The sequence below is a fragment of the Paenibacillus sp. oral taxon 786 str. D14 genome (assembly GCF_000159955.1).
In the GTDB taxonomy this organism is placed as follows: Bacteria; Bacillota; Bacilli; order Paenibacillales; family Paenibacillaceae; genus Fontibacillus; species Fontibacillus phoenicis.
Genome location: NZ_GG695970.1, coordinates 295,821 through 318,413, shown reverse-complemented (window position 1 = coordinate 318,413; position 22,593 = coordinate 295,821). Strand labels below are relative to the sequence as shown.

The following is a 22,593-nucleotide window of genomic DNA, read 5'->3' as shown; positions in this document are numbered from 1 at the left end:
TTCGCCTGCATCGCGGCGCGCATCTGCTCGCGCAGCTCGCGGCCCACCTGCTCGATGTCATGCTCGCTGGTGGTAGCCGATGGCTTGCGGATGAAATCGAAGGCGCCAAGCTCCAGCGCCATGATCGTCTCCCGCATGCCTTGTTCATTGATGCCCGACAGCATAATTACCGGCAACGGATGTTCCTTCATGATGACCTTGAGCGCGTCCAGACCGTTCATTTCCGGCATTTCCACGTCCATCGTCACCAAATCCGGTTGAACTCGCGCGATTTGCTCAATCGCTTCGCGTCCGTTCTTGGCCGTTGCCGAGACCTGAAAAGCCTTGTCCTGTTCGATCAGGTCCGAGATGATCTTACGCATAAACGCCGAATCGTCTACCACCATCACTCGATAAGACATCAACGTTCCACTCCTGTTCCTTTACGAAGAATCATTTTGCCAGTTTTAACCATTTCTGCATAAATCCCTTGATTCCCGATAAAGTATCCTTCGGCTTGGTTTGCGGAACATTCAGATAAGCCAAAGCCAATCGCTGAATATCGCGCGTTGCCGAGCAACCGGGGAAAGCGATGGAGAAAGGAACCTGCTTCTTGACCGCCTGCATCACATGCGGATCGTCGTTGAGATAGCCGAGCACAGGGATTTCCATATCGAGGAAACGGCTGGCGACCAACGAAATTTTATCGGCGACCTGCTTCGCCTCAAGCTCCCCGGAGACCCGGTTAACGACTAACCGGAATGGCAACTCTTGATCCATTCCATGAACAACCTTGATCAAGGCATAAGCATCTGTGATCGAGGTTGGCTCCGGCGTCGTGACGACCAGGCACTCATCGGCAGCGGTGATGAACTTGAGCGTTTCCTTCGATAAACCGGCACCTGTATCAAAAAGGATAAAATCCATCTCCTCGGAAATCATCTCGATCTGCGAGGTGAAGTAATTCAGATCCCCTTCGGACAGGGTGAACAGTTCGGTGAGCCCGGAGCCGCCCGCAATAAAAGGTAACGCGTGCGTGCCCAGCTCCACGATCTCCGTAATGTTCTTTTCTCCCTTCAGCAAGTGATACAAGTTATATCTCGGCCTGATGCCCATTAACACGTCGATATTTGCCATACCGATATCCGCATCAAAGATCAGTACTTTACGTCCAAGCGACTTTAGCGCTAAGGCAAAATTCAGCGTAAAGTTGGATTTGCCTACGCCGCCCTTGCCGCTACTGATCGTCAAGATCTTGGCAGAACCCTTGCGGGCCGTAGACCCAGCTGCCTCTCGATGCGAAGATACCAATTGTCTGAGTGCTTGGGCCTGGTCATTCATGGCTTCCGCTCTCCCAGCAGCATATCAACCATTAACTCGGCGTCCGCCTGCAGCAGGTCATCTGGTACATTTTGACCGTTGGTCAGGAAAGACACCTTGAACGGGTACTCGTTTAACAGATTAAAGATCGCGCCGGTCGTTTCCGTTTCATCCAGCTTCGTAAAAATTAACTTATCCAAGTTATATTTGCTAAAGTGCTCGGTGATCCGTTTCATGTCCTGCGCTTTGGAAGTCAAGCTAAGGACCAAATACGTCTCGCTGACATCCGAAGGGGCAAGCAGGCTGTGCAGCTCCGCCACAAACAGCTCATTCAGATAGTTCCTTCCGGCCGTGTCCATCAGGATCAAGTCACAGTGCTCTAAGCGTTGCATGGCCCGTTGTACATCGCCGGGAGACTGAACCACCTCCAGCGGTACATTTAAGATGGTTGCGTAGGTCCGCAGCTGTTCAATTGCCGAAATCCGATAGGTGTCCGCCGTGATGAACCCTACCTTCTTGTGCAAGCGGAAAATTTGGTCCGCCGCTAGCTTGGCAATGGTCGTCGTCTTCCCGACCCCCGTCGGCCCGGCGATATATACGATCCTTGTCTGATCGCCAATCCCCGCATCGATCCGGTGATCCAGGAAGCTGTTGACGATGGTCCGAAGCCTAGCTTGCATGTCGTCATCGCTTAAAGTCTTGCCGGAGCTTAACCAAGCCTCGTAAACCTCTTCTACCCAACGATCTGCAAGCTCCGGGCCCACCTCTTGGCTCATCAACTGCTGTTGGATAGAATGCAAACCCGGCGGCATTTCGCGGCCATTGGTTTGCTTCTTCGCCAGCTCGCTGAGCCACATCTTCATTTGCCGAATTTCTTCGAGCAAGCGCTCTTCTTTGGCGGAGTTTACGCTCCTAGCCCCGGTCGGGGCCAGGAACTGTTCGGGGTCGGCCGCACGTGCGATCGCCGCCTCCAATCGAGCTGAAGCCGCGCTGGAAGCGGGTTCAATGGAGGTTTGGCGCAGCTGCGGCTCCGTGACCGGCGGCTGAGGCGCTGGCGGCATGACCGGGGTGATAATCGGCTCCTCCCGTTCCTGAACGCCAATGGCCGTGAGAACGGGGGACGCAGACCCAGCCTGCGGCGAGGCAGCAGGCTGGGCTAACTGCGACGTTTTGCGGTATGCCTCCGGCACGGCTTGGCGTGCAACAGGAGCCGGAACCGACGGCTGTGCCGGCAGAAGCGGTTTGGCTTTAGGTGCCGGTGCCGCCTTCTCCTCCGTCGCAGCAATCACTTCAATCTTCTTTTTCTGGAACATGCCGAGGAAACCGCCGAGCTTTACTTCCTTCGTACTCAAGATAACCGCATCCGAACCCAGCTCATTGCGAATTTTCAACATGGCGTCAGGCATCGTGTCGACGATATATCGTTTTACTCTCATAAATTCACCACCCCGACACTTTGAATTTCAACATTGGGTTCCAACTCGCTGTAAGATAACACCGGAATATCCTGCATGCTGCGCTCAATGATTTGCCGCAAATACATCCGGATCGTTGGCGAGGTGAGCAGGATCGGTTGATGGCCCGTTTGGACCAAGCGGTTGATTTGCTCCGTCAGCTTCTGGAAGACCGTCTGCGTTGAAGCTGGATCCAGTGCCAGATAGCTGCCTTGTTCGGTCTGCTGCACACTCTCGGCGATTTTCTTCTCCAGGTTAGGTCCCACAGTGATTACGCGCATCGTTTCACCTGGTTGGGTATATTGCTGCGTAATTTGTCGGGATAACGCTTGTCTGACGTATTCGGTGAGCACATCCGGATCCTTGGTATAGGTTCCGTAATCCGCCAGCGTCTCGAAAATGGTCACCATATCTCGAATCGAGATTTTCTCTTTAAGCAATTTGGCCAGCACCTTCTGGACGTCACCAATCGACAACACCGACGGAATTAATTCGTCGACAAGAACCGCGTAATTCTCCTTGAGGTTGTCGACCAGGGCTTTCGTCTCTTGACGGCCCAGCAGCTCATGCGCATGCTTCTTAATCAGCTCCGTCAAATGCGTTGCCACGACAGACGGCGGATCAACTACGGTATAGCCCGCCAGTTCCGCCCGATCCTTGGTCGCTTCATCGATCCAAAGGGCCGGTAAACCAAACGCAGGTTCGCGGGTCTCGATACCTGTAATCGTGTCGTCATCCATCCCTGGACTCATGGCTAAATAGTGATTAAGTAATAATTCACCACCGCCTACGACATTTCCTTTTATTTTGATGACATATTCATTCGGTTTTAGTTGAATATTGTCGCGAATGCGAATGACGGGAACAACCAGTCCAAGTTCAAGCGCACATTGACGCCGGATCATGATGATCCGGTCCAGCAAATCCCCGCCTTGCCCCGTATCAGCAAGAGGAATCAGCCCGTAACCGAATTCGAATTCGATCGGATCCACCTGAAGCAGGTTGATGACGCTCTCGGGGCTGCGAACTTCTTCGATTTGCTGCTCCTCCTCCTGTTGCTCCTGCTCGATTTGCCGCCGGTCCATATTTTTCTGCATCTTAATCGCGGCAAAGACCATTAATCCGGCGAACGGATAAGTTGTCCAAATACCGATCGGCGTAAAGGTGCCAAGTAGGGCGATCGTCCCAGCTACTACGAATAACAGCTTCGGATAGGTGAACAGCTGCCCCGTAATATCGTCTGCCAGATTGCCTTCCGAGGAGGCGCGGGTTACGATCAGGCCGGCTGCGGTAGAAATCAGCAATGCCGGAATCTGACTGACCAAGCCGTCCCCGATCGTCAGCAGCGAATAAGTCGAAAGGGCATCGTTAAAGCTCATGCCATGGATCGTCATCCCGATAATAAAGCCCCCGATCAGGTTGATCAGGAGGATAATGATACTCGCGATGGCATCCCCTTTTACAAATTTACTCGCACCATCCATGGCGCCGTAGAAATCGGCTTCCCGTTCAATCTTATTACGGCGCTCACGGGCTTGCTGCTCATTAATGAGGCCGGCATTGAGGTCGGCATCGATACTCATCTGTTTCCCTGGCATCGCGTCGAGGGTAAACCGTGCAGCAACCTCAGCTACACGTTCCGAGCCTTTGGTAATGACGATAAACTGAACGACCACGAGAATCAGGAAGACGACAAAACCGACAACGGGCTCTCCATGTGAAACCCATGATCCGAATGTAGCCACCACGTGGCCGGCTTTGGCCTGTCCCAGAATCAGCTTGGTCGTCGATACATTTAACGCCAAACGAAATAAGGTCGTCACGAGCAGCATGGCTGGAAAGATGGAGAACTGCAAGGCCTCCTTGGTGTTCATCGCAACGAGCAAAATGATCAGTGCGAGGGAAATATTGATGATCAACAAAATATCCAGCAGCCAAGTCGGGATCGGAACGATCATCAGCAAGACGATGCCAATTATGCCAACAAGAATAAATAAATCTTTAAATTTCTTCACGTAAGTTCCCCTCCGATCCCATTATGATTTGGGTCTGCCTTTGATTCGATATACGTAAGCCAGCACTTCGGCAACGGCTTGGAACAAATCCGCGGGGATCGTATCCCCGATTTCGGTTCGTTGAAATAACGCCCGTGCCAGCGGCTTATTTTCCATCGTAATTACGCCATGTTCTTTGGCGATTTCCTTAATGCGGAGCGCCACATAGTCCTGCCCTTTGGCGATGACCTGCGGGGCATCCATTTTGGATCCGTCGTACTTCAGAGCGACCGCAAAGTGGGTCGGGTTGGTGATAATTACATCGGCTTTCGGCACTTCCTGCATCATCCGCTGCAGAGCCATCCGCCGCTGGCGTTCCCGAATTTTCCCCTTGATGAGCGGATCGCCTTCCATTTTCTTATATTCATCTTTGATATCCTGCTTGGACATCTTCAGATTCTTCTCATGTTCATATCGCTGATACATATAATCCAGTACCGCGAGTACGATTAGAGCGGCTGCGATTTTTAACCCTAAATTCATCGTTAACTGGGCGGTAAAATGAAACGTATCATCCACCGATACATGCCCTAATGCGGACAAGCTCCCGCGGTACCCCCAAATCGTGGAGTAGACGAGATACCCGATAATCAGCAGCTTAAATAGCGTTTTGACAAATTGAACCAACGAGCGCATGGAAAAGATGTTTTTAAACCCTTTGATCGGATCCAGCTTACTGAACTTGATTTTAAGCGGTTCTCCGACCAACATGAAACCGATCTGCGCATAGTTGGCAACAACAGCCACGACGATGACAACCAAGAAGATTGGAGCCAGCAGCAGCAACACCTGCACTGCGTACTCCCCCATCATCGCCATCACGTTCGTTTTCGTTACCTCCATGGACAGCCGATGATAAAACACGTCAACAAACAAGCCAATCAACCGGTCCTTGAAATAACCAGCAAATGCAGTCAAGCATAGGAATCCGGCCATTAATAACAAGGCGCCGGTCAGTTCCTGGCTCTTGGCCACCTGACCTTTTTTTCGGGCCTCCTGACGTTTCTTCGGAGTCGCTTTTTCCGTCTTTTCGCCAGCGAACAGCTGCAGATCAAGCGAATACCGATATGACATAGCGATCCTCCATCCTACTGCGGCCTTTGTCCTATCGTTCCGAGCAGATCATGAAGCGCTCGGAACAGCACCTCGAACAAAGCTTGAAACGCAACGATAAAGCCCGGCACAAGCACCAACAGCACAAGTAACCCCACGATGATTTTGACCGGAATCCCGATAACAAAAATGTTGAATTGCGGTGCAGTTCGAGCCAAGAATCCAAGCGCTACGTCGGTGACAAACAGAGCTACCACCAGCGGAGCTGACATTTGAAATGCCAGCATAAACGCCTGGCTGAAGGTTTGAACTAAAAATTCGGACAAGTTCCCGTTATAAATTTGTTGGAACACTTGATTGGATAAAGGGACCCAGTTGTAGCTCCGAATAACCGCATCCAGTAAGTAGTGATGGCCGTTCATGCTGAGGAAGACCAATGTGGCAATGATATACTTGAGATTCCCCAAAACGGGCGCAGACGCACCGGTCATAGGGTCGATCACGTTCGCGATCCCAAAACCAATTTGAATATCGATAAATGAGCCCGCCATTTGGATAACGGAGAAGATCAGATTTGCCACGTACCCCATCAACAGACCTACCAGCACTTCACGAATAATCACCAATATGTATCCCAAGTCGTTTGGTATCGACTGATTCGGACCAATGGTCAACAGAATGACAACCGCGATGATACCGGCAAAGCCAACCTTAAACGTATTCGGCACCGATCGGGATGAAAATATAGGCGAAACTACAAAAAAGGCTGTCATTCGACAAAAAATAAGCATAAAAATAGAAATTCCGTGCAGTATCGTATCCATAACTTCGGCAACCTAACCGATATAACTAGATAGGTTATTTAGAATTCCGTAGGTGAAGTCGACCAGCGTCGTCAAAATCCAAGGGCCAAACAACAACAACGCTAGTAAAACAGCGACGATTTTGGGAACGAAGGCAAGCGTCTGCTCCTGAATTTGCGTTGTCGCTTGAAAGATACTTACCAAGAGCCCCACCACGAGAGCGATCACCAGCATCGGTGCGCTGACCTTCAACACGGTATACACGGCTTGTCCGGCCAAACCGATAATAAATTCCGAACTCATACACCGTTTTCTCCTTCCCTGAACCTGAACCTGAACCTATCCTCTATGTGTTAAAGCTGACTAACAGTGATTTGACGATCAGATACCAACCATCTACCAGCACGAACAGCAAGATCTTGAACGGCAGTGAGATCATGACCGGCGGCAGCATCATCATCCCCATGGCCATCAGCACGCTGGAGACAACGATATCTATAATCAAAAAAGGAATAAATATCATAAAGCCCATTTGAAATGCCGTCTTGAGTTCACTGATCGCAAAAGCAGGCACCATCACCGAAAGCGGGATGTCCTCATAGCTCTTCGGCTTTTCCATTTTGGTATAACCCATGAACAGCTGAAGATCTTTGGTTCTCGTATGCGAGTACATGAATTTCTTCATGGGAACCGCCGCCTTGTCCAACGCTTCAGTCTGGGTGATTTCTCCCTTGATATAAGGCTGTACTGCCACCTCATTAATTGTGGAGAGCGTTGGGCTCATGATGAATAACGTTAAGAACAAAGCTAAGCCAATCAATACCTGGTTTGGCGGCATTTGTTGCGTCCCTAACGAACTGCGGACAAACCCCAGCACCACGACAATACGGGTAAAGCTGGTCATCAGCACCAATATTGCCGGCGCGATACTGAGTACCGTAATCATTAAGAGAATCGACAACGAAGTGGTACCTGATGCCCCGCCCGAATCCGAATTACCGATTTGAATGCCAATGCTCGGAATCGGGTCAACGGGTTCGGCCGATGCTACGGAGACTGCGAGTATGCTCCATATCGTCAGCAACAAGCCGACAATTAACAATTTTCTCTTCATGACTCCCTCGACCGATCTGTAGATTGTTCTTCCGGATCCTGCAAGAGTTCTTCCATTTGCCGTTTCCGGTCCGGCATCTTCCGCAGCTGCGATTGAAACACCTCGTGGAAAGCGACACTGTCCAGTTCTTCTTCCTCCCGAGGCGGTTCCTTTCGAAACCGGGAGATCAAGCCGGACAAAGTCGACGACAATCCGGCAAGTTCCGCTCCTTCATTTTCGAAGGCTTGTACCAGCGAGGCTACCTCGTCCGGGTTGGATATTTTGTCTACTAACGAAATGTCCTCACCGACACCCACAAGATAGATGCTCCCCCCGAGTTCGATCACTTGCAGGGATTTGTTTGGTCCGAGGCCAACGGCTCCCAAAGTGCGAATGGCATGGCTCTGGGACAAATACCGGTTCCTTTTACCTAGAAAACGGACCAGTAATATAATTAAAGCGATTATGAGGCCAAGAACTACAATGACGGTAAACAGGTTCCCCCAAAGGTTTACGTCCGGGAGAGTATCTTGCGAGTTATTCATCGCTCAGTTTACACCCCAAGCGTTTTGTTGATCGCTTCGATAACCCGATCAGATTGGAATGGCTTCACGATGAAGTCCTTCGCACCCGCTTGAATGGCATCGATAACCATCGCTTGCTGCCCCATCGCAGAGCACATGATCACTTTCGCATTAGGATCCAGCTTCTTGATTTCTTTCAACGCTGCAATCCCGTCCATTTCCGGCATCGTAATATCCATCGTGATCAAATCCGGATGCAGCTCTTTAAATTTCTCAATCGCTTGCGCACCATCCTGTGCTTCCCCTACGACTTCAAACCCGTTTTTCGTCAAAATGTCCCGGATCATCATTCTCATAAATGCTGCGTCGTCTACGATAAGAATTCGGTTAGCCATTGATCTAAAATCCTCCCTAAACTTCTACTATTGTAATTTTTGAATGCGGTCCCACTGGCTTACGATATCCGTGACGCGTACGCCGAAGTTCTCATCGATGACGACAACCTCGCCCTTAGCAATCAGTTTGTTGTTCACCAGAATATCCACCGGTTCACCAGCAAGCTTGTCCAGTTCGATGATAGAACCTTGAGACAATTCCAGGATATCTTTAATTTGCCGTTGGGTCCTACCTAATTCTACGGTGACTTTAAGGGGTATGTCCATCAGTAAGTTTAAATTATTTTCGTCAACCTGGTTAAAAGCTGGGTTCCCCAAATTTGCAAACTGTACAGGTTGTACATTCAAATTACGCCCAGGTGCCTGTCCATAATGATGCGGTTCGCCGTACGGCTGTCCTTGAGGCGGATACCCGTATGGAGCTTGCTGCCCGTAACCATAACCCTCTTGCATCGGCGGCTGCTGCATCGGTTGGGAAGGCGCAGAAGGCTGCTGATACGTTGGGGCTTGATGCGCAGGCGATGGTGCAGGCGTTGGCGTTGGCGCAGGCGGTGCGGCCGCCGCCGCGCTTTCCTTCGCGCCGGCATTCGTTTCTGCCGTCGATCCGCTGATCAGGCTGTCCACCATCTCTTTCGCGAATTTAACGGTGAGCAGCTGCATGATGGTCGAATCGATCAAATCCCCGATGGTCAAACGGAATGAGATCTTGATAAGCGGATCAGATTCCGGCAAGCTGCTCAAGCCATTCCCGTTGGACATGTTCAGGATATCGACACCGGGCGGCGAGATATTAACGAACCGATTGAAGATCGTGGACATCGATGTCGCCGATGACCCCATCATTTGGTTCATCGCTTCTTGCACGGCACTAATATGAATCTCGTTTAACTCTTCCTCTGCTGGATCCCCTTCCCCGCCCAGCATCAGATCCGCAATCACTTGGGCATCTCTCGTCTTGATAACCAAAGAGTTCATGCCTTCAAAGCCATCCACGTACTGGACGTGAATCGCGACATGCGGCTTCGGAAACTCGGCTTCAAACTGGGAACGAGTGATGACGGAAACCTTCGGCGTCGTGATATCCACTTTTTTGTTTAACAGCGTGGAGAGCGCCGTAGCTGCACTACCAAACGTAATGTTCCCGATTTCACCCAAGGCGTCCTGCTCTAGCGGAGTCAGTACGTCGTTTACCGACAGCTCTTGGGTCGTCTCCTGATTGGCTTGTTTTAATAATGCGTCTATCTCTTCCTGAGACAAGTAATCATTGCTCGTCAAGTTCCTCAGCTCCTTCGCTGACAATTTCATCGATTTGGACCGCAAGCCGGTCCTTCACCGTACCGGGGCTGCCGATATATTTCAATCGATCGCCAACCCGGATTTGCAGTCCTTCCTGAACGGGTTTATTTAATGAGATAACGTCACCGACGGACAAGCTCAGGAATTCACGGACCGTAATCTGCGATTCGCCCAGCTCCGCGATGATCGGCAACTTGGCTTTGTTCACCCGGTTTCGCAACGCCTCGACTTCTTCGGGAACACGCGATTTCTTCTGAGAGACAAACCAATGGTGAACCGAAAGCTTCGGCATGATCGGTTCGATAACCACATGTGGTATACAAAGGTTGATCATCCCGGAGGTATCCCCGATTTTCGTGCTTAGCGAGATCAGTGCAATCGTCTCGTTCGGCGATACGATTTGCATAAATTGAGGATTTGTTTCCAGCGCCTCCATCCGCGGATTGATATCCACGACGGTTTTCCAAGCTTCTTGCAAGCTTTCAAAGGCCCGGCTAAAAATCCGTTCCATAATAATTGTCTCGATCTCCGTTAGCGTTCCGACTTTCGAAGGTGCCGTTCCCAGACCGCCTAACAGCCGGTCCAGCATGGCAAAAGCGACGTTGGGATGCACCTCCAGCACCATTCTTCCTTCCAGCGGCTCCGCTTCAAAAATGTTCAAAATCGTCATTTTCGGAATGGAGCGGATAAACTCGTCATAAGGAAGCTGCTCGACCTGAACGACGTTAATTTGCACGAACGTGCGTAGTTGAGCCGAAAAATAGGTAGTGAGATAACGGGCAAAGTTCTCGTGAATTCGAGTCAAGCTTCGAATATGATCTTTGGAAAATCTAACCGCTCTTTTGAAATCATAGGAACGAATCTTCTTCTGCGTCTCTTCCTTTTTCAGTTCCTCGGCGTCCATTTCACCCGATGATAACGCAGCAAGCAACGCATCGATTTCGTTCTGCGACAACACATCAACCAACCATCTCACCCCCTTAGAAAAATCCCTATTCGTTCGATATTCGTTAGATCGTCGACATGATGAAGTCAGTAATATCGATCTGAATCAATTTCCCTTCCGGCAGCGATTTGTTGATCAGGTTGAGCAATTTGGAACTCAGATTGTCTTTTCCCAATGCACCCGTCAATTCCTCCGGCTTGGTATCCGCCAACGTTTTGATAATAATCGGCTTGATTTTGTAATCCTTGATTTTGTCGAAGGTTTCCTTAGATGCTGCGCTATCCAATTGGAACGCAAAATCGATGACCACCACATAATCCGGATCGGATAAATTCGTCTTGATGTCGTCGATCGTAGATGTCACCTGGACGAGTTCGTCGGCCGACAATTTCTTCGGTGCAGCTACGCTGTCAACAGCAGCATTCACTTCGGTACCTGGTTCAGGTTTGTTCATTTGATTCACCAGTAGGAAGGCGGCCAATACGATTAATGTGATGGCAAGCAAAATCGTAATTAACCATGGCAGCATTCTTTTCATGACCATTCCTCCGTTTGTTGCACTTTAATAGTTGCTGCGTGGATGCCGATCTCCCGATAATAGTCTCGTATCATCTGGATCACATCGGCCGCCTTCTCCAGCACGATAATCCGCTTCCCTGTGACCAGGGTGACGTATGTATCCGGTGTTTCTTCCACAGTCTCGATCATGATGGCATTCAGCCACATCTGAGAACCGTTTAGGCGTGTTACTGAAATCATGATTTCCCTCCTAAGCGATCAAGGAAGCGGGGATATCCGCCGGGGAACGGCGGTTTCCCCTTCCCCGGCTACCCCTTCGCTTAACGTTTCAGATTAACAACTTCCTGAAGCACTTCATCGGAGGTCGTGATGATCCGCGAATTCGCTTGGAACCCCCGCTGCGCTACGATCATTTCGGTAAACTCGCCCGTCAGATCGACGTTGGACATTTCCAATTGGCCGACGATCAGAGCACCCGTCCCCTCTTCTGCGTTATTCGGGTTCGTATACGTCAATTCTCCGTCTGCGATGGCATTCAAGGTGACCCGATAAAGGTTACCGCCAATCTTCTCCAGACCTTCCGGGTTCGTGACCCGAGCTACCCCTATAATCTCACCAGGATCTGTTCCCCCTTCAGGGTTTTTCAGCATCATCGTACCATCAGATGCAATCGTAAAGGCTGTTACCGCTTCGAAATCGATTGGCTCCATAACGTCACCATCGCTGTTGCAAACGAGCAAACCGTCCGAAGTGACCAGTTGGCCCGCAGCATCCAGATGAAAGTCTCCCGCACGAGTCAGGAAAGGAACCTCTTGATCGGGCGTCAGTTTTACAAGAAAAAATCCGTCACCGTCAATCCGCATATCCAGCGGATTATTGGTTGTCATCGCACTGCCGCCAGTATGTAATGTATCGATAGAGCCGATGGAGACCCCAAGTCCAATTTGCTTGGCATTCACGCCGCCAGATTCACCATCGACTGGAGCCGTAACCCCGGAGACCGTCTGGCTCATGATATCCTTAAACATAACGCGTCCTGATTTGAAGCCTACCGTATTGACGTTTGCAATATTATTGCCGATGACGTCAAGCTTGGTTTGGAAACCACGCATTCCAGATACGCCAGAATACATTGATCTTAACATTTGCTCTCATCCCTTCCACTGATTAAAATGATTGCTTCGGCCGCTTCAGTCGATCCGCAGCCGATTGGCTCCCGTAACCGGTCCAGCCAATTTTAAGAAATGATGACGGCGCTATCGATTTGAGTAAATACGTTATTCTTCATGCTGCTTCCGTCCATCGCGGTAACGACGGTCCGATTGTGGACGTTCACAATCAGGGCCATATCTTTCAATAAAATAAGGGACTCTTTCGCTCCTTTAGCCGCCGCGCTGTCAATCGCCGATTCAATCTTGTTTAAGTGCTCCGGCTTCAGCTCGATTCCGCGCTGCTCCAAACGTTTTACCGCATGGTTGCTGAAATGGACCAGTCGATCCTCCAGCATCTCCTTAAAGTTACTTTTTGCAGCATTTAGCGGCATGCTTTTATTTGCCGTTAGTGCATTAGGCCCGATTCTGCCCGCATATAGCTGGCCTACTCGGATCGGCTCGTTCATAACAGATCCGCTCCTTGGCCAGCGCCGTCAGACGCGTCAGCAGGTACGCCTACTTGTTCAATATCGGAGATTTTAATCTCCTTATCTCCTACTTTCACGTAGTGGACACCACTGCGAACGATAATGGATTCTACAATGCCACTTTCCTTCTCAATAATGACTTCAGCTTTACCTGTGGAAACATCGTAATTACCTGTTTTGGTCTCAGTCACCCATGTCACTTCTTTTCCGATCAGTCCGGAATCATTGCCTAAGGACTCTCCCAATGCAGCTATCTGTTCTGAAATGTTGGTCAACTGCTCGACAGAAGTAAACTGGGCAATTTGTGCAACCATTTGCGTATTGTCCATTGGGGACAACGGATCCTGATTTTGCATCTGGGCGATCATGAGTTTAAGGAAAGCATCTTTGCCCAGCTCATTGCTTTTCGTGCTGGCCTTTTGAACGTTACTCTGTGAATAATTCGGCCACGACACCGAAGAAAAATACGTATCAGCCACGGAGGTACCTCCTTTCTGCGAATTAAGGCGAATTAAGCCCGGGCGACAAAGGAACTGCCGTAGCTTTGCTCTTTGGCTCTGACTTCAGCAACCCATTCGTTCCATTCTTCGTTCAAGTCATGGATGGCCAGCGTTTCGTCCTCTGTTATTGGACGACGTTTTTCGCTTTGTTGTTGTCCTGTGCCTCCGCCGGATTGCCGGCCATCATGGTACATATGGGAGGACAATGACGTATTTTGCGTGACCTCCAGTTTGTTAACCTGAAGACCCTGAGATTGCAATGCCGATCTAAGTTGTGCCATTTGTTGTTCCAGCGATTCCTTAGCAAAAGCGTGCTCCGTCATAAATTGGGCAGTTAATTGGCCGTTTTGCATCGTAATGCGTACGTCAACCTGTCCCAAATGCTCCGGATACAGTGAAATTCTCGCCTCGGACACACCCTTCAGATTCACGATCTCCAGTTTATTGACCAGGAAACCGCTCATTTCTTTCGCGAAGTTCTCAACTGGAACCGATTTTGCAACATGCTTCACGGACTTGATTCCGTTGTCCCGGAGTGCCAACTGTCCTGCGGTCACGACTTGACCAGTTTGAACGGGATCTTCATGTACTTTAGCTTCCGAGGTCCCCCCGTCAACTGCCGGATCAGCTTTGAATGCCAGATCATTGACGCGGAATGCTGCCGAATTGCTAGATTGTGAACTCGATTGAACAGCACGAGCATCTCCTCTGTTCAGCATGTCCCCATTTTGGCCTGCACGTCCTTGTTGGCTAGCTGTTGCACCTGGATCTGTCGTGAAGGTACGAGGTTGTAATCCTGTTGCTTCCGTCCCTTTTCCGCCATTAGACTTCGCCTCCGCCGAATCCGATATTGCATCTAGCACTTGTTGTAGAGAATCCAGCATAGTAACGGCTTGTCCCTGTACACTTGCGGTCAGCTTAGCGGCACCTCCGTTCGACTCCGCAGCTGCTAATAGTTGAACAAGAGTATCCTGAACCGCAAACCGCATCGTCTCCGGCTGCTGAGCTAGCACAGGCAGGGCGTTGTCGCCCTCAGCTCCTAAACTCGCATTGTCAGACAAACCTGCCTGTTGCAATAGGGGTTGAACACTTTGCAACCAACCTTGCAATAACGAAAACAACGCAGGATCCGCTTGAAGTGCATCGTCCAATTTAGACAATTGCTCCAACAATCCTTCGATTGTCGCGACAAGCGTATTTTCAGTCGCTTCGGAATATATACCTTCCGTACCACTTGGCAATCCAGCTAACGAGATCATCTGTGCTGAGGCTTGTCCTTCCTGCGGCTGGGCATTACCAAGCAACATGGCGAGAAGCTTCTGATCAAATGACAAAGCAGCCGCTTGCCCCGTTTCCGCCTTGCCAGCCGATCCGTACCACAACGAGTTAACCGTCCCGGCTTTGGTTACATTCACTTGCGACATAGATGAATTCATTTTGTTTCACCTCCTTTCAATGCTAAATTTCTTCATTATATTACTTACTTACCAGCTGATTCAGGATCTTCACTGATGTCTTCTCGTCAGACTTCGCCATTTCCGTCAAAATCTTAGAACGAGCAGTTCCGTTTACCGATTTGAGGATTTTCAGCCCCTTCTCGGGACTTAGCTTGTACGTCTGAAGCACCAGCTTGGCGGCATCTGTTGCAGCCATCGAGGAGAAGGTTTGCCCCAGCTCCGTATCGCTTAGCCCTGCTCCATTTGCAGCAGCTGCAGTATCCGCTGTTGATTCCATTTTGAGTCTCGATTGCAGCGCAGCGATCGCCAAGTCCTCGGACGTCTTCACATCCTTCAGCTTAATCGAAAGATCCGCGGCCTTTTGCGGGTCCATCTTCTCCAAAATGGCCACTTTACTCTCATTGTTCATTACACTTAACATCTGCAGCGACTCTTCCGTTGTCAACTTATTAAAAATCGCTGCCGCTTTGCTAGGACTCATTTCCGCATACAGATTGGCCAGCTTCTTAACTTCCTTCTGATAGGCCTCCAATTCTGCCGCTTGCTGCTGATCGTTCTCTTTCTGCTGAACGGAAGCCAGTTGCTCCTGCAGCTCCTTTACCTTCTCCTGCTGTTCGGCTGCTTGTTGGTTCGCGGTTTGCAGCTCAGCCTGCTGCTTAGCCAACTGCTCCTTTAGTTCCTTCACAGTAGCTTCAGTGCTCTCCCGCTGCTTATGCTCTTCCTTCGCAGCATCCTTTGCTTCACCCTCTGGAGCAATTGGATCCGGAACCAGGTTTTTCACCAGCGGAATCCGGTTCCCCCAATCAATCATGGTGTTACGAAAGTCGATATTAAATAAGGTTAATAACACCCCTAGCAGAACAACCGTAAAAAGAATAGGCGTCATGAAGAACAGAAAGCGTGAAAATCCGCCCCCTGTCTCCTCATCCAATTCTTCGTCCACCACCGTTTTTGCCATCTCTATCCCTCCTTCGAACAACCGTATGGGCGCCCGTTACTTTATCGGGCTCTCATGGCGAACCGGACTGTAGCCATTTCATCCAGCTCGTTTTGTTCCCGAAGAAGCATTTCGTGCCGAAATTTATCCATGGCCTTCTCTTTCGCTTTAAGCCATACCTTTTCGTCCAGCATTTTCCCCTTCAAAATCGTCTTCTTATGCTCGACGTTGACCTCCGCTGCGCGAATGTCCGCCAGCTTCCGCTCAATCGCTTGGTCAAGAAAATCCATGTATCGCTGAAGTTCCTGCAGTTTGATCATGGAGGCAGTACTCTCCGCTTCGGCAGCGATTACCGCTGCGGTATTGGCTTTCTCCTCCAGCAACTGCTCCAACGAGCGTTGTTCTGACTGCAATCGCCCAATAGCTGCAGATAACATCCATTCGGCCTGCGTTTTTTCGTTGGATTTCAAATCAACTACTTTCTGATACACGTAACGGAACTTCATTCTCTACGTTTCATCTCCTTGCGAATTCGGAAATTAGCCGTTCCTGGACTTCGGCGAGCGTGACCTTCTCATTAACCTTCTGCTTCGTAAAGTTCCATATCTGCTGAATGGCCCCAATTGCTTCATCAATGTCCGGGTTCGATCCGGGTTGATAAGCGCCGATATTAATTAAATCCTCGGAATCCTTATAAACAGCCATCAACCGTTTCAGATTTTCGGCCGCCTCATTTTGCTCATCCGACACAATATCCTTCATGACCCGGCTAATGCTGGCTAGGATATCAATCGCGGGGAAGTGACCTTTGTTCGCGATCCCGCGGTTCAAAACGATATGCCCGTCCAATATCCCGCGTACGGCGTCCGCAATCGGTTCATTCATATCGTCACCGTCAACGAGCACGGTATAGAAGGCGGTAATCGAACCGGTTGGTCCCGTTCCTGCCCGCTCCATCAGCTTCGGCAAGGCGGCAAACACGGAAGGGGTGTAACCGCGCATGGCAGGAGGCTCACCTACGGCTAACCCTACCTCACGCAGCGCCATCGCGTAACGGGTGACGGAATCCATCATCAGCATGACGTTGAGCCCGCGGTCCCGAAAATACTCCGCAATGGTTGTGGCGATCAAAGCCCCTTTCATCCGGATTAAAGCCGGCTGATCGGAGGTTGCAACGACGACAACAGAGCGCTCCAATCCTTCCGGGCCAAGATCCCGCTCAATAAAGTCAAGCACCTCGCGTCCCCGCTCCCCAACGAGCGCAATCACGTTTACATCTGCTGAGGTATTGCGGGCAATCATCCCCATCAAGGTACTCTTCCCGACCCCGGAGCCGGCGAAAATCCCTACCCGTTGGCCTTTGCCAATTGTCAGCAAACCATCGATAGCCCGTACTCCAATGCCAATCGGTTCGGAGACCCGCGGACGATTCAGCGGATTCATCGGCTTATTATAGGTAGAATAGTGGCCCATCCGTGAAGGAAGCAGCGATCCGTCCAGCGGTTGCCCCAAGCCGTCCAGCACCTTACCAAGGAGCTCCGATCCAACCTGTACCGTCAAAGGTTTGCCGGTCCCAACGACATCACAACCAGGTCCGATCGATTGCAGCTCACCGAGCGGCATCAACAATACCTTGTTATCGCGAAATCCGACGACTTCAGCCTGCAAAGGTTGCGCCGCTTTACTCGGATAGATGTAACAGAGATCGCCGATACTGGCATCCGGGCCTTCGGATTCGACCATCAGCCCAATGACTTGCGTCACCTTCCCGTTGATTCGGATCGGATCAAGCTGTCTGAGATGATCAATGTAACGTTCAGCTTTCAAACTCGTCATTCGCTTGCCCCCGCTCCTCCATCTGTAGAGAAACCCGCAACAATTCCTTCTTAATCTCCGTCAATTGTGTATCAATTCTGGCATCCACGCTGCCGAAGGAGGAGCGGATGACACAGCCGCGATCCTTGACGGTCGGGTCGGGCAAAATTTGAAGTTCAGCCTGCGAGTCGATGGCAAGGCTGAGCTCCTCCCTTGCCGCCTGCACGAAGGCAAAATCGCTTGGCGAAACGCACAGCGTCAAAATTCCTTGCTCGCGTTTGCGTGCCAGACTCTTCTTGATCAGCTCGATAACGTATTCCGGTTTCAACTCAAGCTGCTTGTCGATGACTTTCTCGGCAATCGCACAGCTTAATTCGACTAGAAACGGCTCGGCTTCCTGAATGATGCGTTCTTTCTCCACATAAGCCTGTTGCAGAACGGAACCAGCTTCATTCATCATCTCTTCGATCTGGGCGCGCATCGTTGCTTCGGCCTGCGCTTTCCCTTCCTCGTAGCCTTGAGTGAAGCCCTCCGCTTTAACGGCTTCGATCATCTGTTCATCCTGCTCACGGCGCTCTTGCCACCAGGCTTCGATTTGCTTCTGTGCTTCGGCCAGCATGCGTTCCGCTTGCTCCGCCGCGTCCCTGACCTGACGTTCGGCGAACTCTTTCGCATCCGCCAACATCTGACGTCTCGTCTCTTCGGCCGCAAGATCTTCAGCGGAAGGACCTTGAACGACCGGATTCTCGGTGTGAGTGGATGACGGGTCCTCGGTTGTCGGATGAACCTTGGCTAAATTCAGCTGCTTCAAGATTTCAACCGGTACGTATTGAGACACCTTGATCAAATTAGACAATGATGTCATCTCCTCCGCCGCGGGCGATTATAATTTCACCTGCTTCTTCCAACCTGCGAATGGTAGCTACGATGCGGGTTTGTGCTTCTTCCACGTCACGCAGCCGCACCGGCCCCATGTATTCCATCTCTTCCTTGAACGTCTCGGACATCCGCTTCGACATGTTGCGGAAGACCGCTTCGCGAACTTCTTCGCTGGCCACTTTGAGGGCAAGCTGCAAGTCGCTGTTCTCGATATCGCGGATAATCCGCTGTATGGAACGGTTGTCGATATTGACGATATCCTCGAAGACGAACATCCGCTTCTTGATTTCTTCAGCCAGCTCGGGATCCTGGATTTCGAGCGAATCGAGAATCGTTCTTTCCGTCCCCCGGTCGACTCCGTTCAAGATTTGGACGATCGATTCAATGCCGCCGGCGCTGGTGTAATCCTGCGTAACCGTAGCAGAGAGCTTCTGCTCCAGCACGCGTTCCACCTGAGCGATGACCTCCGGCGACGTGCTATCCATCATCGCGATTCTCCGCGCTACTTCCGCTTGCTTCTCCTGAGGAAGTGAAGACAAGATGGCTGCCGCCTGTTCAAATTGCAAATAGGATAACACCAAAGCGATTGTCTGCGCGTTTTCGTTCTGGATAAAGTTCAGAATTTGATTTGGATCTGCCTTACGGGCAAAATCGAATGGCCGGACCTGAAGGGTTGCCGTCAAACGGTTGATGATGTCCACCGCTTTGGACTGGCCCAGCGCCTTCTCCAGAATTTCCTTGGCGTAAGTGATGCCCCCCTGGGTGATATACTCCTGCGCCAAGCAGATCTGGTGGAATTCCGCCATAATCATTTCTTTCTCGGCGCTGTCAACTTTACGGACGTTGGCAATTTCCAGCGTGAGCTGCTCGATTTCATCATCCCGCAAATGTTTGAAGATTTGCGCCGACACTTCCGGCCCTAACGTAATTAACAAAATGGCTGCCTTTTGTTTCCCGGTCAAAACCGGACTCGATGTTTTGGACAATACATTCACCTCTATTCATCAGCCAGCCAGGTGCGAAGCAAGTTAACGAATTCGTCAGGCTTCTTCTTGGCCAACGTCTCCAGCTGTTTACGCACTTGGTTCTCATTCGTGACTGTATCCAAATTGATCGATGGAAACTCAGGCGTAAGAGGCAGCGCGATCTCTTCTTCCTCTTCTTGCGCTTGCTTGCGGCGGCGGAACAAGACGATTCCGAGACCGGCCAGCGCCAGCAGAGCTGCACCTCCTACTCCCCATACCAACGGGCTTGATAAACTCAACCCGGCTTTTTGGACAGTATCCGAATGGAATGGCTGAGACAACACTGAAACTTTTCTCTGCAATTCTTCGTCTGTATATGTAGTACCAGAGTCAGCCAAATAGGATCCAACGATATTTTTCAGAATATTTTCGATCGCGGACCGAGTATTTTCATCCAAAGTTTCCTGACCTTCGGGTGGTTCAACGGCCACATTAATGGTTAAATCCTTAATAACATAGGGACTGGCGATAATGTCCTTCGTAATTCGATTAACCTCGTAGTTAATCGTCGACGAACTTTCTTCCGAGGAAGACCCGCCGTTCGTTTCCGACGAAGGATAGTTCACAACATCTTCTTCCCCAGTTCCAGGTACCCCGCTCGTTGGATTCGCCGATCCGGTGTAGCTTTTCTGCACTTTTTGTGCGCTGATCTCGATACCTTTCATGTTTTCGGTATCCACTGGAGTGACCAGATTGTCTTTCTGGCTAACTTGGTCGAAATTCAACTTGGAAGCGACCAGCACTTCAATCTTATCCGGACCGGTCAGTCTGGATAGGAATTGCTTTACGCTTTGGCGCACATCGCTTTCGAACTTCTTCTGCAGCGCCATGTTCTCTTGAACCGCCGAGGTCAGTGAGCCTGTCGTCCCGCCTTGTCCGCTTGGAAGCAAGATCGTATCATCACTCGAGGAGAGCGAGATATTTTCCACCGGCAAGTTAGGGACCGACGTTTTAACCAAGTTAAAATATCCATCGATGGCTTCCTGATTCGGACGATATCCCGGCTTGAACGTGAGGACGATAGATGCTGTCGCTTTCTCCTGTTCATCCGGGCTAGCGAACACGTTTTCTGCCGGCAAGTTAATGAGTACCTTGGCATCGTTAACGCCCTGCATTCTCTTCAGCAGCTGTTCGACCTCGCCGTTGATGGCGTTTTTGTACTTGACGTTAAATTCATTGTCCGTCATCCCGATTAAGGAAGAACTTTCATTGAAGGCTTCCAAACCGATCGAACCGTTCTGTACGATTCCCTGTGAACCGACATCAACCTTAACCCGTGCCGCGTCTTTGCTAGGCACCGAAATGGTCGTACCGTCCGGTCCAAGCTTGTACGAGATTCCGCCGGATTCCAAGTAATTGATAATCCCTGCCGCATCAGTCGAATCGAGACCCGTAAAGGCTACTTCATATTCCGTTTTGGAAAATTGAATCGTCAGCAAGATGATCGCGAGCAGGATAAAAGTCGCCGTCGAGACTAATAACGTTTTTTGTTTTTTGCTAAATTGGTTCCAGTACCCTAAAAATCGATCCCGGTACTGTGTAATTCTCTCATTCACAATGTCACCTCATCCGAGCATGTTTCAATCCTTAAATTTGCGTACGCATAATCTCTTGGTAAGCTTCGATCACTTTATTCCGGACTTGCGTAGTCAACTGCAAACTTAACAAGGCTTGCTCCGAGGCGATCATCATCTCGTCGGCACTTACTTTTCCTAACAGGAACTGGTTGTTCACTTGTTGGGCATTGGCTTCCTGAGCAGCGACTCCTTCCAGTGCATCGTTTAGATAGGAGCTAAATTGCTTTATCGCTTGCGCAGGCGTGAGGTTCTGTTCATTACCGGACGTCTGCATTCCGGTTAGCGGCTTCAAGGAGTCAAAACTCATTCTCTCGATCAACGTGCAACACTCCCAATCACAAATTATGTAAGTCTACTTTTGGTCTATTTCCCGATTTGCAAGGCTTTGGTAAACATCGCCTTACTGGCGTTAAGCGCCGTTACGTTTGCTTCATAAGAGCGAGTTGCCGAAATCATATCTACCATTTCTTTCAAAATATCAACATTAGGCATATAGACATACCCTTCGCTGTCCGCATCAGGATGGGTCGGATTGTAAACCGGTTTAAGCGGTGAGGGGTCCTCTTGAATTTTGGTAATTTTCACCCCTTGACTGCTCACTTCCTTACCCATTACTGAATTCAAGGCACTGTCGAAATCCATTTCCTTGGGGGCCATGACCACCGTTTTGCGCCGGTAAGGAACGGCCTTGCCGTCTACAATCTTAGCCCGGGTTGTTTCAGCATTCGCGATATTGGAGGAAATCACATCCATGCGAAGACGCTGTGCGGTTAAGGCGGAAGAACTAATCCCAAAACTATCACTGATATTCAAGTCCGATTATCTCCCTTCCACGACAGTGCGTTTCATTTTGATTAAATAGTTCAATTGTTCGATGTACGCATTGTATCTCAGCTGATTTTCGGCAAGTTTGGTCATTTCACTGTCGATATCGACATTATTCTGGTTGTTGTTCATTGCCGTACTCTGATCCACACTTACCACCGGCTCGGGAACCTCCGTCGTTGGTCCTATAACGAAATGCCTCACGTCCGTTCTTCTCCCTTGGAGTGCCGGCATATTACCGTTCATTTCCGCTTGCAGCATGCTTTCAAAGGACACGCTGGAGCGCTTAAAGTAAGGGGTGTCTACGTTCGCAATATTGTTAGCGATAACCCCTTGCCGGAGATTTGCGGCCTGGATGGCAGTCTCAAGCCTGTCAAATCCCAGTCCGTTCAACAACTGCACTTTAATTCCCCCCTTAGGCTCATTTGATCTTAATCATTAATGATTCTACAAACAATAAATAAATCCTCTTTTTTTGACAATTTTTTGCTAATTATGTCTTT

At 50.1% G+C, this 22,593-nt stretch carries 27 protein-coding genes; all 27 read right to left on the bottom strand.

Features of this window, described 5'->3' with window-relative positions:
- A partial coding sequence (locus tag POTG_RS01530; RefSeq protein ID WP_157273291.1) for a response regulator occupies positions 1–404 on the bottom strand: 404 nt, incomplete at its 3' end.
- A gap of 28 nt (positions 405–432) precedes the next feature.
- Positions 433–1,320, bottom strand: coding sequence for a MinD/ParA family protein (locus tag POTG_RS01525; RefSeq protein WP_009223024.1), 888 nt, complete (start codon positions 1,318–1,320; stop codon positions 433–435).
- Positions 1,317–2,735, bottom strand: a complete 1,419-nt coding sequence (gene flhF / locus POTG_RS01520) for a flagellar biosynthesis protein FlhF (RefSeq protein WP_009223023.1) — start codon at positions 2,733–2,735, stop codon at positions 1,317–1,319. The genes POTG_RS01525 and flhF overlap by 4 nt, the downstream gene beginning before the upstream one ends.
- Complete coding sequence (flhA, locus tag POTG_RS01515; RefSeq protein WP_009223022.1) at positions 2,732–4,768, bottom strand: flagellar biosynthesis protein FlhA; 2,037 nt, start codon at positions 4,766–4,768, stop codon at positions 2,732–2,734. Before flhA ends, flhF begins: the two co-directional genes overlap by 4 nt.
- Before the next feature lie 21 nt (positions 4,769–4,789).
- Positions 4,790–5,881 (bottom strand): flagellar biosynthesis protein FlhB, encoded by a 1,092-nt coding sequence (gene flhB / locus POTG_RS01510; RefSeq protein ID WP_009223021.1) that lies wholly within the window; start codon positions 5,879–5,881, stop codon positions 4,790–4,792.
- Between the two features lie 14 nt (positions 5,882–5,895).
- A complete protein-coding gene (fliR, locus tag POTG_RS01505) occupies positions 5,896–6,684 on the bottom strand; it encodes a flagellar biosynthetic protein FliR (RefSeq protein WP_009223020.1) in 789 nt (262 codons plus the stop codon).
- A gap of 12 nt (positions 6,685–6,696) precedes the next feature.
- On the bottom strand, positions 6,697–6,966 hold the full coding sequence (gene fliQ / locus POTG_RS01500) for a flagellar biosynthesis protein FliQ (RefSeq protein ID WP_009223019.1): 270 nt from the start codon (positions 6,964–6,966) through the stop codon (positions 6,697–6,699).
- Between the two features lie 43 nt (positions 6,967–7,009).
- Positions 7,010–7,777 carry a flagellar type III secretion system pore protein FliP gene (fliP, locus tag POTG_RS01495; protein ID WP_009223018.1) on the bottom strand — a complete coding sequence of 256 codons (768 nt, stop codon included), beginning with the start codon at positions 7,775–7,777 and terminating at the stop codon, positions 7,010–7,012.
- Positions 7,774–8,301, bottom strand: coding sequence for a flagellar biosynthetic protein FliO (locus POTG_RS01490; protein ID WP_009223017.1), 528 nt, complete (start codon positions 8,299–8,301; stop codon positions 7,774–7,776). Before POTG_RS01490 ends, fliP begins: the two co-directional genes overlap by 4 nt.
- 8 nt (positions 8,302–8,309) lie before the next feature.
- Complete coding sequence (locus POTG_RS01485; protein WP_009223016.1) at positions 8,310–8,675, bottom strand: response regulator; 366 nt, start codon at positions 8,673–8,675, stop codon at positions 8,310–8,312.
- A gap of 27 nt (positions 8,676–8,702) precedes the next feature.
- A complete protein-coding gene (gene fliY, locus POTG_RS01480; protein ID WP_009223015.1) occupies positions 8,703–9,950 on the bottom strand; it encodes a flagellar motor switch phosphatase FliY in 1,248 nt (415 codons plus the stop codon).
- Positions 9,937–10,938: a flagellar motor switch protein FliM gene (gene fliM, locus POTG_RS01475; RefSeq protein WP_009223014.1), complete on the bottom strand. Its 1,002-nt coding sequence runs from the start codon at positions 10,936–10,938 to the stop codon at positions 9,937–9,939. Before fliM ends, fliY begins: the two co-directional genes overlap by 14 nt.
- 43 nt (positions 10,939–10,981) lie before the next feature.
- On the bottom strand, positions 10,982–11,455 hold the full coding sequence (locus tag POTG_RS01470; protein ID WP_009223013.1) for a flagellar basal body-associated FliL family protein: 474 nt from the start codon (positions 11,453–11,455) through the stop codon (positions 10,982–10,984).
- On the bottom strand, positions 11,452–11,676 hold the full coding sequence (locus tag POTG_RS01465) for a flagellar FlbD family protein (RefSeq protein ID WP_009223012.1): 225 nt from the start codon (positions 11,674–11,676) through the stop codon (positions 11,452–11,454). The genes POTG_RS01470 and POTG_RS01465 overlap by 4 nt, the downstream gene beginning before the upstream one ends.
- 80 nt (positions 11,677–11,756) lie before the next feature.
- The gene (locus POTG_RS01460) at positions 11,757–12,581 is read right to left on the bottom strand and encodes a flagellar hook-basal body complex protein (RefSeq protein WP_009223011.1); all 825 of its coding nucleotides are present in this window, start codon (positions 12,579–12,581) and stop codon (positions 11,757–11,759) included.
- A 92-nt stretch (positions 12,582–12,673) separates the two neighbouring features.
- Positions 12,674–13,054 (bottom strand): TIGR02530 family flagellar biosynthesis protein, encoded by a 381-nt coding sequence (locus tag POTG_RS01455; protein WP_009223010.1) that lies wholly within the window; start codon positions 13,052–13,054, stop codon positions 12,674–12,676.
- Positions 13,051–13,554 (bottom strand): flagellar hook assembly protein FlgD, encoded by a 504-nt coding sequence (locus POTG_RS01450; protein ID WP_009223009.1) that lies wholly within the window; start codon positions 13,552–13,554, stop codon positions 13,051–13,053. Before POTG_RS01450 ends, POTG_RS01455 begins: the two co-directional genes overlap by 4 nt.
- A gap of 32 nt (positions 13,555–13,586) precedes the next feature.
- Positions 13,587–15,011 (bottom strand): flagellar hook-length control protein FliK, encoded by a 1,425-nt coding sequence (locus POTG_RS01445; RefSeq protein WP_009223008.1) that lies wholly within the window; start codon positions 15,009–15,011, stop codon positions 13,587–13,589.
- Between the two features lie 40 nt (positions 15,012–15,051).
- A complete protein-coding gene (locus POTG_RS01440) occupies positions 15,052–15,990 on the bottom strand; it encodes a MotE family protein (RefSeq protein WP_009223007.1) in 939 nt (312 codons plus the stop codon).
- Between the two features lie 41 nt (positions 15,991–16,031).
- Positions 16,032–16,475, bottom strand: a complete 444-nt coding sequence (gene fliJ, locus POTG_RS01435) for a flagellar export protein FliJ (protein ID WP_009223006.1) — start codon at positions 16,473–16,475, stop codon at positions 16,032–16,034.
- Positions 16,476–16,485: 10 nt separating this feature from the next.
- The gene (gene fliI / locus POTG_RS01430; RefSeq protein ID WP_009223005.1) at positions 16,486–17,805 is read right to left on the bottom strand and encodes a flagellar protein export ATPase FliI; all 1,320 of its coding nucleotides are present in this window, start codon (positions 17,803–17,805) and stop codon (positions 16,486–16,488) included.
- On the bottom strand, positions 17,786–18,640 hold the full coding sequence (locus tag POTG_RS01425; RefSeq protein WP_009223004.1) for a FliH/SctL family protein: 855 nt from the start codon (positions 18,638–18,640) through the stop codon (positions 17,786–17,788). The genes fliI and POTG_RS01425 overlap by 20 nt, the downstream gene beginning before the upstream one ends.
- A complete protein-coding gene (gene fliG / locus POTG_RS01420) occupies positions 18,633–19,649 on the bottom strand; it encodes a flagellar motor switch protein FliG (RefSeq protein ID WP_036643741.1) in 1,017 nt (338 codons plus the stop codon). Before fliG ends, POTG_RS01425 begins: the two co-directional genes overlap by 8 nt.
- An 11-nt stretch (positions 19,650–19,660) precedes the next feature.
- Complete coding sequence (gene fliF / locus POTG_RS01415) at positions 19,661–21,244, bottom strand: flagellar basal-body MS-ring/collar protein FliF (protein WP_009223002.1); 1,584 nt, start codon at positions 21,242–21,244, stop codon at positions 19,661–19,663.
- 31 nt (positions 21,245–21,275) lie between these two features.
- A complete protein-coding gene (gene fliE, locus POTG_RS01410) occupies positions 21,276–21,584 on the bottom strand; it encodes a flagellar hook-basal body complex protein FliE (RefSeq protein WP_009223001.1) in 309 nt (102 codons plus the stop codon).
- A gap of 44 nt (positions 21,585–21,628) precedes the next feature.
- Positions 21,629–22,078: a flagellar basal body rod protein FlgC gene (flgC, locus tag POTG_RS01405; RefSeq protein WP_009223000.1), complete on the bottom strand. Its 450-nt coding sequence runs from the start codon at positions 22,076–22,078 to the stop codon at positions 21,629–21,631.
- 6 nt (positions 22,079–22,084) lie between these two features.
- Positions 22,085–22,492 carry a flagellar basal body rod protein FlgB gene (flgB, locus tag POTG_RS01400; protein ID WP_009222999.1) on the bottom strand — a complete coding sequence of 136 codons (408 nt, stop codon included), beginning with the start codon at positions 22,490–22,492 and terminating at the stop codon, positions 22,085–22,087.
- Positions 22,493–22,593: the final 101 nt, after the last annotated feature.